This window comes from Lactobacillus sp. M0396, assembly GCF_016101625.1.
GTDB lineage: Bacteria > Bacillota > Bacilli > Lactobacillales > Lactobacillaceae > Lactobacillus > Lactobacillus huangpiensis.
Genome location: NZ_JACFQE010000002.1, coordinates 123,277 through 142,642 on the forward strand (window position 1 = coordinate 123,277; position 19,366 = coordinate 142,642).

Here is a 19,366-nt window from a genome sequence, read left to right on the forward strand (position 1 = left end):
CAATTTCAAATAGTACAGAAACTTTTTATTTTTTAGTTATAATAGTGGTATAGGTAACTAATTAGGAAACAAGAAATATGATTCAAAATACGCAAACAAATCAACATCAACTAGGAGCACTTACTGGTGCCAGCAAGTGTGACCACTATTACGAATTACATTTTGCCACGGGCGAAATTGCGCGCTTTTATGTCTTAGCTGCCGGCATTTTTCGTCTTTTAATTGATCCAGAGCAAAATTTTACTGAAAATCGAACGGAAACTATTCAATTAACCCAGTTTGATAACTCTGCCTTTGCAAAGTCGCAGGTCAGAGCCACCAATGATTCCTTAATTATCCATACTGGCAATTACCAAATTATTTTTGGGCAAAATCCAGCTGTTATAAGTATTTTTGATGAATCATTGCACCATAACAGGATGCACCAATCTCAACCACTTGAACTTAGTTCTACCAGAACCCGTGAGTTTTTAACAGAAAATAAAAATGAATTTTTTTATGGTGGCGGCTTGCAAAACGGCTACTTTAGTCACAGAGGACACAAAATCGCAATTAAGCATGACCAAATAACCGGTAAAGGTGGCGTCATTATGCCTGTCCCTTTTTTCTGGTCGAATGCTGGTTATGGCGAATTAAGAAATACTACTGCAGAAGGAACTTATGATTTTGGCAAAACCAAGAGAGGAGTCACTGTTCTCACCCACCAAGATGCAGTCTTTGATGCATTTTACCTTCTTGGTACTAATCCTCAGGAAATTTTGCAACGCTATTATACTTTAACGGGCAAACCAATGTTATTGCCCAAATACGCCTTAGGTCTGGGTCATATTGGCAATTTCTGTACAACTTTGTGGCAACCAAGTCAAGCTAAGAAACGCAATGCCAGTAAAATTGGCAATAATTATTATACTCGTACAAAAGATGAAAAAGCCGCATCGGGCAAATCTTCACTTAACGGCGAAGAAAACTACCAGTTTTCCGCGCGGGCACTAATTGATCGCTATCATGCCATGCATTTTCCTTTGAGCTGGTTTGTGCCCAATTATGGTGTTCAAGCCAACAATCAACAAGCTCTCAGTTTCTTTAATGAATATGCGTTAAACCAAGACGTTCATCCCGGATTTTGGCACCAAAGCGAAGTCGAATTACCGGAAAAAACTGCTTTTACTTTTACTACTAATGAAATAGCGACTAAAGATAAAGCACAGCTTCAAAACGAATCACAAACAAAGCGTTCACTAGTGCTTGCTGATAGCGGCAGTACCGGCATGCAAAAAAACGCTGCTTTGATCTTTGGAGATGTTGGCGGCAACTGGGGCAATGTTGCTACACAAGTAGCTGGTATGCTCGGAGCAAATCTTTCAGGTCAGCCTTTAGTTGGTGCAGCAGTTGATGGACTGCAAGGCGGTGGCAATGCACAAATCAATGTCCGTGATTTTGAATGGAAATGTTTTACCCCACTGCTCTTTAATTTCGATGATCAGGGCAACTTCAGTAAAAACCCGTTTGCTTATAATAGGAAAATAACCGACATTAATTTGGCTTACCTCAAATTACGCCAGCATTTGACTAACTACATATATACACTAAATGAACAGGCAAAAAATGGCGCATTAATCATGCGTCCCCTTTTTAGTGACTTTCCAGACGAGCTGGCTAATTACACAGCACAGTTTGGCAATGAGTTCATGTTAGGCTCCGATTTGTTAATTGCACCAATTACTAATGGCCGCGAAGATGAAAACGGAGATTCACGCAAAGATAATCTGTATTTACCCGGGAAGAAGACAATGTGGATTGATCTTTTTACAGGTAAAAAATATGCCGGTGGCAAGGTCTACAATAATTTATCTTTTCCATTATGGCACCTACCAGTCTTTGTTCGCGGCGGCAGTATTTTTGACTGGGGCAATCGTGATTTTCTGCTTTACCCAGGAGATCAAAGTGAGACAGTTATTTACAACGATAACTCTCAAGCCGCTGAATCCAATGGTTCTACCACAAAAATTTTCAGTAAAACTGAAAATGAAACGTTGCTGGTAACTATTCCACCAGTTGAAGGCAACTGGGAAAACCAAGATGTTGAACAGCCTACTAAACTGACTATTATGTGTGATTCTTACCCTGATCGCATCACTATTAAAATTAACGATCAAGTTGTCCCAGTGGAAGAATACGGATCGCTTGACGCTTTCAATCATGCTCGCGAAGGCATTTTTTACAATACTAATTATGGCTTGGATGAATTTAAACAATATCACAAGAATACGCAAACTGCCCTGCAAATAAAATTAGCAAGTCGAGACATTACCACAACTAAAATCGAAATTACAGTGCACAATTTTAATTATGGCAAGAAAGTTTTAGTACATGAAATTACCAGTGGCGTATTGCCTTCACCTAAATTGCCGGCAGTTGATTCAAGCAAAATTTCAGCTCATTCATTCGAGCTTGCCTGGCCTCATGAAAGTGCAGTTCAGATAGAAGTTAATAATCTCCTTTATGTGGGCATTACCGGCAAAAATTTCACTTTTCACGAATTAACTCCTAATACTCGCTATATCATTAGAATGAGGTATGTAATAGGAAATAAAGTTTCTGAATGGTCTGATCTTTTCGGTGTTATTACCAAGCATGCTGCTAAAGATTATGCTATTGAAAACATTGAGGTGACTAGCAACTGTACCAGCAAAGAAAATCATCCCCTATCTTATTTAACTGATCTTAAACTGGCAAGCGAATGGCAAACGGATCAATCAATTTCACCTGAACAACCACTGGAACTAACCTTTACTTTTGAAAAAGTTGAGAAATTAAGCAGAATGGTCTATGTGCCACGAAATATTGATCATAATGGTGATCCTCTTGCAATATCAATTGCTGTTTCAACGGATGGCGAGCAATATACTACCTATGCAGACCACTTGCAGTGGAAAGCTGACACGAAAAACAAGGTGGTTGGTCTGCGAGATGTCCGTGCAAAGAAAGTGCATTTGACTATCTATCAATCATCTGGTCCGATTATTGCTGCAAGAGAAATTATCTTTTTCAGAGCAAAAAGATAATAAATATAAACACAAAGCTAATATATACTGAGCCTCCAAAAGTTGTCCTAAACTTGGGGCTCTTTTATTTAAAAATTATATTAGACATTTAATTAAGCTTTTGGCTCATGATTTGTCTATATATTTTAGTTTTAAGGCATTATCGCATTGAAAATATGATTATGACTTCTATTAATTATGCTCAATAGCTGTTAAGACTATATTGCTGCTTAAAATCAAGATCACCTAAATTATGGAGAGACATAATCGAAATCTCATCGGGTGCGGTGTATACTTGTACTAACATAAATTAGGGAGCTAATATTAATGAAAAAGAAACTGGGTAACTTTGTTGCTAGAAAAGTTGGTAATTCTATAGCACTTATGATCCCGAGTAAGGCTGGAGTTAAACCTGGACAACGATTTGAATTGATTCAAGAAGATAATAGCACTTTAATCTATAAGGCTATTGACTCTAATCCGCGGTTTAATGAAGAATATGACGATATTGACTTTAAAAAAGAAACTGAAAAAGTAGGTAACCCTGATACTATGCAGGTTGGTAAGGAAAATGTAGCATCTAATCAAGAGACATTATTCGGATAGATGCTGAACCACATGCAGGACGAAAAGAAGGCGGCCATAATCCCCAATCTGGCATTATTCAAAGACCAGCGATAGTTACATTAAATAATGCATATAATCAAAAAACAGGACTCGTTATCTGCATGCCTCTTACGCATGATTTTAAAAAAGATAATCGTGGTCTATACTATCGTCTTGCTGATATCAGCAGTGGGATATCTGGTAGTGTAGTTACTTTTCAAATGCCTAATTATGATTTTCCGGTCGAAATGGTAAAATTGTTGGACATGTTAGTGATAAAGACTTGGATAACTTGCTATCTAAAGCATATCAAATTTTAGATAAGCACTAATTTTTATCAAAACGTTGCTTAATTCTAGTCACTCAAAAAATAAAAATAGTTTCATTTTAAAAGCACCTCAGGTTTAACCTGAGGTATTTATGTTTTTTTTACTTATCCCTATTATTTTTTGAAAAACCAGTGATACATTTTCCCATCGAGAAAGTCACCAATCACAAATATCAACGTCCACAAAACAATTCCAATAATGCGCACAAACAAGGATGTTACATAATTATTCCAGCTATTATCATATGGCAGAAGAAATAAAACAATAGGAATTACAAGGAAGAAGTACTTAATTTTAGTCCACCGTAAATGCTGGTGCTGATAAAATTGAATAAGTTTAGAATTCTGCGGTGTTTTGTGTGTTAATCTGACGCAAACTAGATATATTAAGTAAATAGCATCCACTATTAGCAAAATCAGAACAATATCATTAAGCATAAATAATCCTCTCCTATTTACAATTTAAGTCAAAAAATTTTTTAAACAGATGATATTTTATTATTTACTATTTAACTTAATTCTAAAGACAAACCTATACTTTTACAATATTAAGTAAAAATAAATTTGCTATGCAAATATAATAAACTGCTTTTTCAAAGCAGTTTTTAAAATCATAAAAAACCAGCTTATAGAACAAAAAGCTGGTTTTTAATTTAAAACTTTTTCTGGTTTTTAAACGAATCTGTCCTTTTTAATTACCCGGTAAACTGAAATAACTAAAACTAAAATTGCGCAGAGCATTGCCACATAGGCCATAGGTCCGACACTAATAGCAGCCTGAGCTTGACTGCTGGCCATACGATTTTCGACAGCGTATTCTACAATCCACTTACTCAATAAACGAGGAGTTAAAACAAAGCTGACAGTAGCTATGATTGAAGCTACCAAGGCCGTATTGCGCGAATATGGTTCCCGAAAAAATTGTGCTAAAACGCAAAATGCTGGTGCAATCATTAAAAGCAGAACCCACATAATAATTAAACGGCCTGCACCACTGTTCATCATTTGCGCACTGTTAGCCGCATAACGATATTTACCCCACAGCTGTCCACCAGTTAGGGTATTCAATAAACTCAAGAAGTATGATCCCTGTTGACCATAGACGCCACCACGATTAGACAAGATGCCCTGGACGACTTGCAAGCCATCAGTCGAACCAGCTGTGGAAAAATTAACTGTTACCACTTTTTTCATATAAGTGGCCAGAAACATGATAATCGAGCCACCAAATTGCAAAGCTCGTAACATGCTTAATTTCCGAGATGACTTCATTTTAAATTCAAGGCTAAGTACACGGTTAGGATGATGACTGCGGCCAATCACAAAGATGCCAATTGCGACCACAATTGCCAGTGCAGCAAGAAGCCACCAGAGTTTGGCCATAACTAAGAAAATAGCCAAAACAACTATTGCCACCGCGATGTATGGCCGATCTGCAAAAATATCCCAGAAATTTAACTTTAAATGGCGATAGTCAGCACGAGTTTGAGAAGTATTATTTTCTCTAATCGTTGCCTTTGGCACCTTGTTTGTGTGCGACTGGGATTTTTGGCGGTATTCCTGCCTAGTTAAATGCGAATCTCTTTCCATACCAACATCCCTTCCTTTCAGAAATAATATCCTAACATGTTTAATATGAAAATATCATCTATTTAGCAAATTCTTAGCAAATTTATTGTGCTAAAATAGAAAAGATATCATATTTTTTAGAAAAACATTAAAAAAGAAAGCGAGGACGTTTTGACAGTTTCCGAAAAATTTCCGGCTGGCTGGCATAAAGCTTTTGTCACTTTATGGCTAGGCTGCTTCATCACAGGCATGGGCTATTCCATGACAATGCCCTTTATCTCACTATTTATCGCTGATCTGGGCCACTACAGCAAGCTGCAGATTAGCATGTATTCCGGTCTTGCATTTGCCATGACATTTATTGCTCAGGCAATTGTTTCACCTTATTGGGGCAACTTGGCTGACCGCAAAGGTCGTAAATTAATGTGCATGCGGGCCTCTGGCGTCATGGCTTTAACTATTACTGCTACCGGTTTTGCCCCTAATGCTATTTACATAATTGTCATGCGCTTTATTCAGGGTGCTTTTTCCGGCTACATTAACAATGCTACTGCCTTGATCGCAGGAGAAACTCCCCACAGAAAAAGTGGCTGGGTAATGAGTCAAATGATGACTGCCGGTACAGCTGGAAACTTAGTTGGACCACTTTTAGGTGGTGTTTTGTCAAACTTCTTCGGTAATTGGCTTGGTGGCGTCTGGGGCTACCGGATCCCATTCTTCATCACCGGCTTTTTGATGGTGCTTGTCTTCTTAGGGTCGACATTCTTAGTTCATGAAAACTTCACCCCAATTTCTCGTGAAGAAATGAAACCTATGAAAGAAATCATGCACTCTCTACCAAGCGTTAAACTGATTGTAGTCATGTTCATAACCACCCTGTTAGTGCAGGCCGCTAACATGTCAATTGATCCAATTGTTTCTTTGTATGTCAAATCGATGATGCCTAATAGCAAGAATATTGCCTTTGTAGCGGGGATCGTAGCCGCAACCCCAGGTCTCGGAACACTGCTGGCTGCTTCCAAAATCGGACATAAAATGGATGAAATTGGACCACTAAAAATATTACGCTTAGGTTTAATAGTAGGTGCGATTCTCTTCGTACCTATGGCTTTAACACACTCACCTTGGGTGCTGGCAGGATTGCGTTTTCTGCTGGGAATTGCCAGTGCAGCAATGTTACCGGCAGCACAGACTGTTTTGACATTGAACACTCCGGCAGAAAGCTTTGGTCGCATCTTTAGCTATAATCAGTCTTTCCAAGCAGTTGGTTCTGTGTTTGGTTCACTAATGGGTTCTACTATCTCCGGTCTGTTCAACTACGCTACAGTTTTCTGGACTACAGGTTTCACCCTACTGATTAACTTTATTCTGATTATCTTTTTCAGTTTGAGAAAAAGCACTAATAAATAAGAGCTAACTTACAACTAGTAAAATATCCTAATTTGGTGATTCACATCATTATCTTGACAGTTTTTATATACTTGATAGAAAAGAATGACGGCAAAAATCAGATACTGCAAATTTACCAGCTAAATGGACTGTTTATTTTCCTTTTTGTGCAGATTTTCTCATCACCAATAAGGTAATTACAAAGAGCAGAACACTGACGATCAATAACCCCAAAAGAGAATAGATGACGCTTGTCACAGCCGATAAGGTAGTAAAAGCAGTTGTCATTAAGGGACTGGCAATTAATAAAATCGTATTAATCAGACCAACAGAGGACGCCAAAATTTTACGATCAACTGCACCTACCATCCATTGAGTTAATTTTGGAGTAGCAGTTCCTGCAAAGAAGCCTAGGATACAATAAGTTATTAAACAGAACCAAATTTGTTTACTTAAAATGGCAATTATGACACTTGCTCCAGCAATATTGGCTAACATAATGATGATATAAAGGCTAACATTTTTAAATAGATTAGTACCAAAAATACTGCCTAAGGCAGCGCCTATTCCTGCCATAGCGCCGATTAACGCGATTGTAAAACTATAGGTTCCAATGACCATCACCTGGCGATTGCCCGCGATTACAATAGAAATCAGAGGCTCGATCGTGCTGAGAACTCCGTTTAAAATGGCGATTACTAGTACAGTAGTAATTAAGCCACTAGCCTTTTTAACTTGCTTTAATGCTAAGGCCAAGGTGGACCAAAAGCCACGATCATCGACTTCTTGTGTGACAGTTGAAATGCCCTTTTTTCGTTTACTCCTGGCAATATTGCAATAGATCAACCCTGCCACAACGAAAGTCAGGCCGTTAATTACAGCCAGTGCAGAATATGACATGAATAACAAAAGTCCTGATCCAACAAACTGACTAATCAAAGTGATTACTTGCGAAACACCGCTAGTAAAACCTTCAGCTTCAGCAATCTCATCCTTTTTAACCAGACTAATAATTAGTGGTGTGGTCAGTCCGCCAGAATAAGTTCCGGCCGTATCAGAAATAAAGTTGATGATAATCACCATAATTACCAGATTCCAACCCGCAATATTCTGGCTAAAAAGAAAACCAACCAGTAAATAAAGCGCACCTCTGATCATAGCCATCCAGACTATTTTTTGAAATTTGTTCTGAGTCCTGTCAGCTAGATAGCCACCAACACTAGAGAACAGCCGGGGAACTGACTCCGAAATAGCAATTAATGACAAGGCCAGCGAATAATTTTTGAGCCGACTGGCATAAGTCATCAACGCTAAATAGAATAAAATATCCCCCGCACTGGATAAAATACTGGCAATTGAAAACTTGCGATATTCTTTATTTTTAAAAAAGATAGTCATAATTTTTTCTCCTTTTTAGCTTTCTTTATTTTCAATTGTACTTAAGCTAAAATTAAGAAAAGAAAAGTGTCATATATGAAACAAAAAAATTTAATGAGGTTAAATTATGACTATCGGTGCATTACTTAGACAATACCGTTTAGAAGCTGGCAAAACTCAACGCGCATGGATTGGCGACGTTATCAGCCCTTCTTTTTACTCCAAAGTAGAAAAAGATCTGACGCGCATTTCAGCGGCAGACCTAATTGAATTATTACGGCAAAATCACGTTAAAATTGCTGATTTTTTTAAACAACTTGATTACCAGTCTGAAAGTGAAGATAATCTCAAAAAGAGGATTGTTGCCCAAATGACGGACGCTTATTATAATTTTGATACCAAGCGCCTAAAAGAAATTAAGCAGGCCATTGCGGGTAGCGAGCTTACCAGTAAAAATGATTTAATGCTAAGTGTGAACTCAATCTTAGCTATTATAGATGGTAATAGAGAAAAATTGAGTGCTGCAGAAATCCAGCAACTTAAAAATAAATTCTTTAATGAAGAGAATTTCGACTGGAAAACTATCAAAATTTTCCTGAACTGCATGGTTTTTTATGATTTTGCCAGTGACATGATCATTACTAACAAAATTTTTCAGCAATTTAAAGATAGTGATAATGACGATATACAATTTATAGTGTTGGGAATATTAATCAATATGATTAGTATGTGTCTGGAAAAAAGCAAATTCCAGGAAGCAAAGCAATTGGTAGAAAAATCCCATGAGATTCACACCCAGCCACTAACCTTCTTTAATAAGATGGTTCTATTATTTTTGGAGAACATTATTAACTATCATTTTGATCCTAAACAGGTTTATCTGGATAATTGCGCAAGGCAAATAGAAGAGTTTGCCTTAATCGGCATGACTGAATTTAGTAAGCAGTTGCAAAAAATTGTGCAAGAACAGACAGGTGGCAATTTAGTATAAATAGAAGCCGGTTCCAGCATTCACTGGTAACCAGCTTTTTATTATCAATTTGATTAAGACACTCCTATAGTCTAGGGATCAACAAAAAGCAAAAATTTTCCGTTGCTGCCAAGAAAAGCGTTTTCTAAAGCTAAGACATAGTATAATTAAATGAAAATAAAGCTGTTACTGCTAAGTTGTGAAAGTGTAAATATCATGAAGTCAAACGAAGAAATGATTGAAGGACAACAACTCTATCCTTCAAATAATTCAGGTTTTACTAACTCCAATAAAAGTGTGACTGTTGGACATAAAGTAAACATTCTGCATGTAATCACAGGAATAATTTTAGTCATTTTAGTGTCATTATTTATGACTGGATTTGGCTATCAACCATGGTGGGTACTGGGATTCACAATTTTGGCAGGAATTTTTATTACTTTACCAACATGTTTTAGTGGATATTGGCTGATCGATAAAAATGGAATTACTGTAGTGAGTTATAGTTCAAATGATGCAATGAAACTTATGCAGCTGTTACATATCAAAAAAATATATACAAAATCATATTTATTCGAGAATATCACTAATGCTGAAATTACATATCGTAAAAAAGTTCGAATCAGTCCACTTGATTTTAACCCAGACTTTTTAAACTAAATTTGACTGTGAATAAAAAAGTTATTCAATTAGAATTAGGAAATATTCAAGCAAAAGATTTAATAGAAATTGTCACTATACTTAATAATCATGGAGTAGCTGTTTATGATAGACAACAGATAGTTTGGCTGCTTAAAGAGAATAAAAATTTATTTAATCATTTTCATAATGGTAAATGGGCATCACTATAGTGGCATCATAGATTAAAAAGGCACAGCTTGTTTAATTTTTTGTTGAAATATGCAAAAAATGTTAGTATATTATCATGCATAAGTAAACAATAAAAAATTGTATTGTCCACAAAAAGTCGATTTTTTTATTGAATCTATGACAGTAAAAATAAAATGTGAATAAATATAGCGTAAGCAAATTGGCAACTAAACCCTATTTCAAATTTGCCATCAATTTAATTTTTGAGTAAAACAAAAACCAAGCTTTCTAAATGAAAAGCTTGGCTTTTTTACTTGCAGCAATTGGCTGAAGCAATATGTTTTAACATATAAATCTGGCTTTATAGCTGTTTATTTTTTAACCAACAACTCGGCTACTTGATCATTAGCAGTAACTCTATCATTATCAGCAACTTTGACATCTAATAATCTGTCAGACAGAGTAGCTACAAAGATAACATCAGTTGCCTTTCCAGCAGATTTAATTTCTGTTAAATTCATCTCTGCCAGCTTGTCACCCTGATGGACTTGTTCTTTTTCAGAGCAAAGAATCTTAAAGCCTTTGCCCTTAAGTTCAACAGTATCTAATCCCATATGCAAAAGATACTCAATGCCATTTTCATCTTTTATGCCAATTGCATGTTTAGTCGGAAAAATTGTTGTTATAGTGCCATTAACTGGAGCATAAATATTGTCATTTTCTGGTAAGATCGCAAAGCCTTTACCTACCATCTCTTTGGAAAAGACCCCATCATTTAAGGTTTGCAATGATTCCAGCTGTCCATCAGCAGGTGCAAACAATGCAATTTTTTGACTCGGACCCGTTTCAACTGACTTTTGAACTTTTTTATCCTCTGAATCTAACTTCGAACTATTTGCTGGCTTAACAGAATTTGCAACAGTTTTTGGCGCTTTGCCACTATTAATCAAATCCATTACATTTGTTTTAATGTTGCCGACAGTAGTGCCATAAATTACCTGGACAGAGGCACCGTTAACTACTGTTCCGGCTGCTCCCGTTGAGGTTAAGGTTTCTTTATCTACTAAATTGCCGTCTTTAACTGTCACCCGCAGCCTTGTGGCACAGTTGTCAACATTCACTAAATTATCAGTTCCGCCTAGAGCTGCTACTATTTCATAAGCTACTTGCTCATCTTTAGTTAGAGCAGTAAATTTCTTATTATCAACATAATCTTTCTTGGTTTTTAAAGTAGTATCATCTTTACGACCAGGCGTATTGAGATCGAACTTAGTAATTACAAATCTAAACAAGAAATAGTAAACAACGAAATAAGCAATACCTAAGAAGATGATTGGAACCCAATTAGTTCTGGCATTTCCGGGTAACACACCATAAAGAATAAAGTCTATTAAGCCACCGGAAAAGGTAAAGCCTACTCCTACTTTTAGCAATGTTACAAAGACTGCAGAAAAAGCAAAAAGTACACAGTGAACGCCAAAATACAAAAATGGTGAAGCAAATAAAATAGTAAATTCAAGCGGCTCGGTAATTCCAGTTAAAATGGAAGTTACTGCAGAAGATACTAAAAGTCCTTTAATTTCATTCCTTTTATCTTTACGAGCTACAGAGTACATTGCAAGGGCAGCAGCTGGCAAGCCAAAAATCATTTCTGGGAACTGAAATGAAAAGAATCTGGCAGCTTCATACGAAATTTTTCCGCCGGCAGCTAATTGTGCAAAGACAATATTTTGGGCACCTTGCACGGTATGACCAGCAACAACAGCCGTTCCACCTACTGCTGTTTGCCAAAATGGCAAATAGAAAATGTGGTGTAAACCAAAGGGTATCAACATTCTGTAGATTAATCCGTATAGAAAGGAACCAACTACTCCTGATTTAGCAATAAAGAAGCCCAAAGCAGAAATTCCAGCAGCAAAATAAGGCCAAATATATGAAAGCAAAATTCCTATTATTACGCCAGAAACCGCAGCGGCTATTGGCGGAAAGTGGGTCCCGCCAAAAAATGAAATTACATCAGGCAGTTTAATATTGTAGTACTTATTATGTAGCCATACGACTATCAACCCAATAATAATTCCCCCGAATACTCCCAGGTTCATTGTGTTGTTAAAACCCAACACATTTGTAATTAAGCCATTAACTTGTTTGAGCTGATTTAAATTTCTGAGATTTTTAATTGAACTGGTTAAGGAAGCGTACATTAAAAAGTAGCCTACAACCGCAGAAAGCGCAGCGACCCCTTTTTCACTTTTTGCCATTCCCAACGCTATAGAGACAGCAAATAGCAAGCCTAGATTGTCAAAGACTACAGAGCCACAGTCATTTAAAATGCTTAAAAACCTGTTTAACGGCATCCCCGGCGATAAAATACTTTCCAAATGATACAACTTTATAAAAGTCGGACCGGTAAAAGAAGCACCCAATCCTAGAAATAATCCCGCTATCGGAAGCAACGAAATTGGCAACATGAATGTCTTGCCAACCTGTTGCGCCTTAGCATAAATTTTTCCTTTCATTATTTTCCTCCTGTATCTATTTAAATACTCCAGATCAGATGTTCTCATTAAGACAAAATATAAACAATCCTTTGTGATTCGTAAAAACTATTTTTTTCTGTATTTATAATGAAATACTTTTTTCTATGCTTAATATCCTTCAAATTAATACTAACCTGACCTGCCTATTTTTAAAAAAACTTTCTATAATTTTTTCACGCAAAACTATCAAAACAACTATTATTTTATAATTTTAAAAAATATAGCTTTATTTTAAAATAGCTCTTTCGATTATAAAATGTTTAGCGTATAGTGAGAAGACGTAGAAGAATTTAAAATAATTAGATACTTTTACTTATATTTTTTAGAATAGAAAGGATGTTTATATTAATGGAAAATTACAAAAAATATGATAAGTTAAATTACTATCTTGCGCTCTTTTTTTCGGGAATAGTCTATCCGTTTATAAACTTATTGCTTGCTTTGGTGTTAAAAAGATTAATTGACTCAGGGATTGCCAGGAATGTTTATGAATTAAAAAATGCAATATTTGTTTGTTTATTAGTATGTATATTTTTGGCAGCTGCTGTTTTTACCAGTGAACTAACAAAAAATAGGTTTGTTAATAATTTTAGTAAAAAATATCGTAGGCATATTTTTAATGAAATTATTGCAAGTGACCTAAATGAATTCAGCAACAATAGTACCGGAGATTTTTTAGCAACAATGACCAATACTGTCTCGACAATTGAGGAAAAATATATCAAATCTTTCTTTAGTATTGTTTCTAACTCGTCATTATTGCTTTTCTCGATTATAGGGATGTTTATGATTAACTGGCAGCTGTCAATAGCAGTGCTAATAGTAAGTTTAGTGCCAATTATTGTTATGAGTTTGTTGGGTGGGAAAATGCAAGCAAAGCAGAATCTGGCTTTGACACAACAAAATGCCTATGTCTCCAAGGTAAAAGACGCATTTTCAGGCTTTTTAGTAATTAAAAGCTTTAATATTGAAAAGCAAATTAGCAAGGAATTTCAGAACGGTAACGAAAAACGGGCTGATAGTAAGTTTTCTCTGTCAGAACTTAATAATATTTCGGTATCAATTTCGAATTTCTCTGGATATTTAGTTTTTCTGGTTGCGTACGGACTCGGTATGTTTATGGTAATTAATGGAAACACCAGTATTGGTGGAGTTACAGCAATTGTGCAATTAGTTAATTTTATTGTAATGCCACTGAGCAAATTGGGTCTGGAAATGAATAACAAAAAGGCTGGTTTAGCCGCCAGCAAAACTCTGAATCAGTTGCTGGAGAAAATGCATAATCCGGTAAAAGATAACAGCAACTATTTGAAATTGAACAGATTTGAAAATGAGATCAAATTGACCAACGTTAGTTTTTCCTATTCCCAGCATGGTGAAACGGGAAAGAGAGTACTTTCACACATCAACTTACGAATAGAAAAAGGCAAAAAATACGCGCTTGTAGGTATGTCTGGCAGCGGAAAAACAACATTATTAAAGTTACTAATGAGATATTACAAATTGACTAAGGATGGCAACATCAGTATAGATAACGTAAACATCAATAACATTAATTTGTCATCGCTTTATAAACTAATAAATATTGTCCAACAGGACGTTTATATTTTCGATAATTCTCTTGCGTATAATATAATGCTAGGCAAATCTTTTACAGATAAAGAACTGAATTATGCTATAAATAAGGCTGGTTTAAGAAAGCTAGTAGACGGCAATTCTAAGGGCGTTGATCTGAATGTTGGCGAAAATGGCAAAGCTTTATCTGGTGGCCAAAAGCAGAGAATTTCTATAGCGCGAGCATTAATTAGAAAAACACCTATTTTATTAATGGATGAAGCAACGTCATCTTTAGATCAAAAAAATACTTCTGCAATTGAAAATGCCATTTTAGAGATAAAGAATTTAACATCAATTGTGGTAACACATAAATTGAATCCCAACTTATTACAAAAATATGATGCGATAATTTTTATGAAAGACGGCACTATTACTGAAGAAGGTTCTTATAAAGAATTAATGAAGCAAAAAGGTGATTTATATAATCTATGCAGCCTGACTATGACTAATTAGTTTATAGCAATCAATGTTTTGAAAAAATTGCAATAGAAATTGACATAGTAAAAAAGCGTGCTTTTAAGCACGCTTTTTCTTGTTTATTTTGCTCACATGAGCCGAGTCGTATCTCCGCCAAGATTTACCCTAAATCAGCACCGTTAGTAGAAATAACCTTCTTGTACCAGTCAAAAGACTTTTTCTTGTAGCGCTTAAAGGTTCCGTGTCCTTCATCATCTTCATCAACATAGATAAAACCGTAACGTTTCGACATTTCACCAGTTGAAGCACTGACTAAATCAATACAGCCCCAAGGAGTATAGCCCATAACATCAACTCCATCGTCTATTGCCTGGGAAATAGCCTCGATGTGTTCACGCAGGTAGTCAATCCGGTAATCATCAGCCACATAATGATTTGCGTCAGGCTTGTCTACTGCACCCAGACCGTTTTCAACAACGAAAACAGGTTTTTGATAACGATCAGACAATTGGTTTAAGGCAATTCTTAATCCTGTGGGATCAATTTGCCAGCCCCAGTCGCTGCTCTTTAAGAATGGGTTCTTAACGCCGCCCATTAAGTTGCCGTTAACAGTTTCTTGGTTTTCATGAGTAACATCAACTACAGATGACATGTAGTAGCTAAAACCAATATAGTCAACTGGGTATTGAGCCAGCAATGCCAATTCACCATCTGTGTAATCAATGTCAGATAATTGCACACCTTGACGAGCCAACAAGCTCTTAGTATAAGCAGGATAATGTCCTCTTACTTGAACATCGGCACAGAAGAAGTTATTAGCCTGATTATCTTGCAAGGTAGCCAATTGGTTCTTAGGATTTGAATCATAGCTGTAAGTGGTAGCATATAAAATCATGCAGCCAATTTTCATATCAGGATTGAGTTCATGGCCAATTTTAACTGCTTTTGCACTAGCAACAAATTGGTTATGCCACGACTGGTAAATGTTTTTCTTGTCATCAGCGCCATTACTTGTCGTCAGGCCCTGACTCATAATTGGAAAGTGAGCGGCACTGTTAATTTCGTTGAAAGTCATCCAATATTTAACCTTGTCTTGGTAGCGAGTTAAAACGGTGCGGGCAAAACGCTCATAGAAGTCAATTAACTTCTTATTCTTCCAGCTCCCATATTCAGTAATTAAATGAAGAGGTAATTCATAGTGAGAAATAGTAATTACAGGCTCAATATCATGCTTTAAGCATTCATCAATTAGTGAGTCATAAAACTTAAGTCCCTCTTCATTAGGGGTTTCTTCATCCCCATTAGGAAAAATTCTGGACCAGGCAATTGAAAAGCGGTAGCACTTAAAGCCCATTTCGGCAAAAAGTGCAATGTCCTCTTTATAATGATGATAGTGATCAATACCAATGTGGTTAGGATAAACGTAATCTGAATTAATCTTAAAATCAAAATCAGGTGAAGCAATGATTTTCATTCGGTCCTTACCGCCAGGCATAACATCTGGTAAAGATAAACCTTTACCTCCCTCTTGGTAAGCACCCTCTAATTGATTGGCAGCAGTAGCACCGCCCCATAAAAATCCTTTAGGAAAATTATTTGTGGTCATTATTGTCTCCTTTCGTTATTTCAAGTCTAATAATGCATCCCCAATGGTTATTGTACCATTCGCAACTACATTAACTTCATGGTAATTATTAGAATTAGTAACAATTACTGGTGTTGTAGTTTCAAAGCCAGCTTTTTTAATAGCTTCAAGGTCAAATTTAATAAGAGGCTCACCTTTTTTGATGCTCTGACCTTTTTTAACTAAAGTAGTAAAGCCTTTGCCATCAAGTTCAACAGTATCCATACCAATATGAATCATTACTTCTGCGCCACTAGTCGATTTAAGACCAATTGCGTGACCGGTAGGGAAAACCATCACTACTTCTCCATCAAGAGGTGAACATACTTTACCTTCTTGTGGTTCAATCGCAACGCCTTTACCCATTGATCCACTGGAGAAGACTTCATCTTTAACCTCGCTTAATGGCACAACCTGTCCATTTAACGGAGCTACCAATTTTTCTTCCTTATTATATGAAACTTCTGGTTTAACATTTGCGGAATTTGCAGAATTGTTTGTTGCAGCATTATCTGTACCTGCATTTGTAGCTGTCGCTAAGGCAGTTTGTTCAGTTATTGGTGCATCAACACTGCTTTTACCAAATAGCATTTGGAAAGCAAAGCCTAAAATTGTTGCTATAACCATTGCTAGAATTAAACCATAAACGCCAGTATCAATACCATTTTTACCAATAGCGTCTGGAATTGAGAAGATTCCCATTCCGGCCATCTGAAATACTTTTACTTGGAAGAAGCCAATGATGCCGGCCCCAATTGCAGATGCAATACAGCTTAAAATGAAAGGCTTCTTTCTTTCAAGGGTGACACCATAAATAGCCGGCTCAGTAACCCCGAAAATACCAGAAACAAAGGCTGGAATTGCAATACTGCGGGTTTTTTCATCTTTAGTTTGGAAAATAATTGCTAAAACAACGCCTGTTTGAGCAAATGAAGCTGCTAAAGATAAGCCTAAGATTGGATCATAGCCTAAAGCAGCAATATTGGTCATCATAACTGCCACAAAGCCCCAGTGAACGCCAAAGATAACAAATACTTGCCAGAATGCTCCCATTAAAATGCCGGCAACAATTGGGCTGAAGTGGTAAACAGCACTGACAGCAGCTGCAATAGCATTACCTAACCAGGTAGCAACAGGACCAATGACAATAAAGGTAACAGGAATAGTAATTAGTAAAACCATAAATGGCACTAAGAAAGTTTTGACAACATCAGGAATAATCTTTTTAGCCAATTTTTGCACTTTAGAAGCAAACCAAATTGACAGGATAATTGGAATGACTGATGAAGTATAGTTCATCGAAATTACCGGAATTCCTAAAAAAGTCATGTGAATTGGTGCTTGGAGAATAGTACCCTTAAATACAGTAAACAGTGTGGTTTTACTGCTGGCCATTGCGACAATTGAAGGATAGCAAAGTGCAGCACCAATTGTTGCACCTAGATAGCCGTTCATGCCGAACTTTTTAGCTGCTGAAATTCCTAAAATAACTGGCAGGAAGTAAAATAAACTGTCACCAATGGCATTCAAAATAATGTAAGTACCAGAAGTTTGCGCTTCCCAGCCAAAAGCTAAGAACATGGCATTAAAGCCCTTGATCATACCGGCAGCACACATTGGCCCCAAAATCGGATTGAAAATGCCAGAGATTAAATCAATAAACTTATCTGCTAAACTCATGTTGCTGGTATCTTCATAATCATCGGGCACGCTGCCGCCACCAGAAAAGCCGCCTACTTTAACCAGCGTGTCATAAACATCAGCGACATTATTGCCAATCACAACTTGGTATTGCCCACCCGATTTCACAACAGAAATTACGCCATCGGTGGCCTTTAATTTGTCATCGTTAGCCTTTTTCATATTTTTTAATTTAAAACGTAAGCGCGTAGTACAGTGAACAACACTGATCACGTTATCTTTACCGCCAACATCAGCGATAATTTCACGACTTAGATCCTCGTAAGCCATTTTTTCCTCCTAAATATCAAAACCCGAGGACCTCAAGAAAGCACCTCACTAATTTATTGTGAGATTTTCACCTGAAGTTCTCGGGTTAATGCCTGTAAACAGTAACACACCGTTTAAACTTATAAATTATTAAAATATAGTAAATTTAATTCTTCTGCGATTGAGCATCTTTTTGTCTATGCGTTACCCGCCAGACATGAAGAGTTAAATATACCTGATCGTCAGGCTGCAATTGCCAGCCTGCCTGCTTGTATAAGTACGTGCCGATTTTTTGGACAGTATCATAAGCCTTTTTGTACTTGACTTTCATTAATTCAATTAAGGAATGATCAAGCTCACTGCCAGAATCCTGGTCGCTTTCACCACACATATGCCTTACCATAAAAGCACGTAAATGAGTCATGAACCTGTTGAAGTTAAACGATTCAGTATCCAGCTGCATTCCGTATTGATACTGGATAATATCAATTACTCCCTTAATCAGTTTAGTAATTTTAATTGTATCCTGCAGCTTTGTTTGACCAGAACCTGCATTAATGAAGTGATATGTCAGATAAGCTGCCTCACTTTGAGGAAAGTCAAGCTTAGTTTTTTCCTTCATTAACCTTAAGGCTTCTTGAGCCGTGCCATATTCCTTAGGAAATATTTTTTTCATTTCCCAGCCAAGCGTATCTTGACCTAATTCAATATTTCCTGTAGCACGGGTTAACATAAAATCAATGTGATCAGCTAATACCAAAAATTCATAATCAGAAAAAGTGATCTGTAATTTTTGACTGGCCATGCTAATCACTTCAGTTGTCAACTTCAAAGTCCGCTGATCAATATCTCTTACACTGTCAACCAATTTAATATTTTTTTCGACAGCTACAAAACGGCGTGAAATTTTGTCCTCATCAATGGGATCACCGACTTTTTTGCCAAAGCCAATCCCGTTGCCAATCACCACCCAATCTACTCCAGCCTTATCAGACACCAAGGCAGCGTTGTTGTTAAAATTTTTAACAAATTTCACTTCAACTACTTCCTTTCCAATAAAAAAACCTACAAACAGTACCAAAAAAGTATTGTTCATAGGTAATGCCTGATCAAGTCAGTAACACG

The 19,366-nt window shown here is 36.6% G+C and carries 14 protein-coding genes; 7 read left to right on the forward strand and 7 right to left on the reverse strand.

All coding sequences use genetic code 11. The annotated features are described in order from the left end of the window. The first annotated feature begins 77 nt into the window (after window positions 1-77). The 3 genes from H3T43_RS03110 (at window position 78) to H3T43_RS09580 (ending at window position 3,970) form a co-directional block, all read left to right on the forward strand. Window positions 78-3,065: a TIM-barrel domain-containing protein gene (locus tag H3T43_RS03110; protein WP_198212530.1), complete on the forward strand. Its 2,988-nt coding sequence runs from the start codon at window positions 78-80 to the stop codon at window positions 3,063-3,065. 306 nt (window positions 3,066-3,371) lie between these two features. Next, entirely contained in the window at window positions 3,372-3,650 is a 279-nt protein-coding gene (locus tag H3T43_RS03115) for an AbrB/MazE/SpoVT family DNA-binding domain-containing protein (protein ID WP_198212532.1), read from the forward strand. Continuing rightward, window positions 3,647-3,970, forward strand: coding sequence for a hypothetical protein (locus H3T43_RS09580; protein WP_370520777.1), 324 nt, complete (start codon window positions 3,647-3,649; stop codon window positions 3,968-3,970). Before H3T43_RS03115 ends, H3T43_RS09580 begins: the two co-directional genes overlap by 4 nt. Before the next feature lie 122 nt (window positions 3,971-4,092). Here H3T43_RS09580 and H3T43_RS03125 read toward each other — a convergent pair whose 3' ends face one another. Together H3T43_RS03125 and H3T43_RS03130 are read right to left on the reverse strand one after the other, a co-directional pair. Next, window positions 4,093-4,416 carry a hypothetical protein gene (locus H3T43_RS03125; RefSeq protein WP_198212534.1) on the reverse strand — a complete coding sequence of 108 codons (324 nt, stop codon included), beginning with the start codon at window positions 4,414-4,416 and terminating at the stop codon, window positions 4,093-4,095. Between the two features lie 234 nt (window positions 4,417-4,650). Beyond that, window positions 4,651-5,568, reverse strand: coding sequence for a cytochrome C5 (locus H3T43_RS03130; protein WP_198212537.1), 918 nt, complete (start codon window positions 5,566-5,568; stop codon window positions 4,651-4,653). A 150-nt stretch (window positions 5,569-5,718) separates the two neighbouring features. Here H3T43_RS03130 and H3T43_RS03135 point away from each other — a divergent pair, with 150 nt between their 5' ends. Then, window positions 5,719-6,957: an MFS transporter gene (locus H3T43_RS03135; RefSeq protein WP_187154070.1), complete on the forward strand. Its 1,239-nt coding sequence runs from the start codon at window positions 5,719-5,721 to the stop codon at window positions 6,955-6,957. 132 nt (window positions 6,958-7,089) lie between these two features. Here the strand turns inward: H3T43_RS03135 and H3T43_RS03140 are convergent, their stop codons facing one another. Next, the gene (locus H3T43_RS03140; protein WP_198212539.1) at window positions 7,090-8,334 is read right to left on the reverse strand and encodes an MFS transporter; all 1,245 of its coding nucleotides are present in this window, start codon (window positions 8,332-8,334) and stop codon (window positions 7,090-7,092) included. Between the two features lie 106 nt (window positions 8,335-8,440). Between H3T43_RS03140 and H3T43_RS03145 the strand changes: the two genes are divergently transcribed. Both H3T43_RS03145 and H3T43_RS03150 read left to right on the forward strand, forming a co-directional pair. Continuing rightward, the gene (locus H3T43_RS03145) at window positions 8,441-9,304 is read left to right on the forward strand and encodes a helix-turn-helix domain-containing protein (RefSeq protein ID WP_198212541.1); all 864 of its coding nucleotides are present in this window, start codon (window positions 8,441-8,443) and stop codon (window positions 9,302-9,304) included. Between the two features lie 195 nt (window positions 9,305-9,499). Next, entirely contained in the window at window positions 9,500-9,943 is a 444-nt protein-coding gene (locus tag H3T43_RS03150) for a hypothetical protein (RefSeq protein WP_052060365.1), read from the forward strand. Between the two features lie 521 nt (window positions 9,944-10,464). On the opposite strand, the gene H3T43_RS03155 is transcribed toward H3T43_RS03150, so the two are convergent. Then, window positions 10,465-12,612 carry a PTS transporter subunit IIABC gene (locus H3T43_RS03155; RefSeq protein ID WP_198212543.1) on the reverse strand — a complete coding sequence of 716 codons (2,148 nt, stop codon included), beginning with the start codon at window positions 12,610-12,612 and terminating at the stop codon, window positions 10,465-10,467. Window positions 12,613-12,981: 369 nt separating this feature from the next. On the opposite strand from H3T43_RS03155, the gene H3T43_RS03160 reads away from it, so the two are divergent. Continuing rightward, entirely contained in the window at window positions 12,982-14,703 is a 1,722-nt protein-coding gene (locus H3T43_RS03160; RefSeq protein WP_198212545.1) for an ABC transporter ATP-binding protein, read from the forward strand. A gap of 124 nt (window positions 14,704-14,827) precedes the next feature. On the opposite strand, the gene H3T43_RS03165 is transcribed toward H3T43_RS03160, so the two are convergent. The 3 genes from H3T43_RS03165 to H3T43_RS03175 form a co-directional block, all read right to left on the reverse strand. Then, a complete protein-coding gene (locus tag H3T43_RS03165; RefSeq protein WP_198212547.1) occupies window positions 14,828-16,273 on the reverse strand; it encodes a glycoside hydrolase family 1 protein in 1,446 nt (481 codons plus the stop codon). Between the two features lie 15 nt (window positions 16,274-16,288). Beyond that, window positions 16,289-18,262 (reverse strand): beta-glucoside-specific PTS transporter subunit IIABC, encoded by a 1,974-nt coding sequence (locus H3T43_RS03170; RefSeq protein ID WP_198212548.1) that lies wholly within the window; start codon window positions 18,260-18,262, stop codon window positions 16,289-16,291. 145 nt (window positions 18,263-18,407) lie between these two features. Next, on the reverse strand, window positions 18,408-19,277 hold the full coding sequence (locus H3T43_RS03175; RefSeq protein WP_034981150.1) for a PRD domain-containing protein: 870 nt from the start codon (window positions 19,275-19,277) through the stop codon (window positions 18,408-18,410). Window positions 19,278-19,366: the final 89 nt, after the last annotated feature.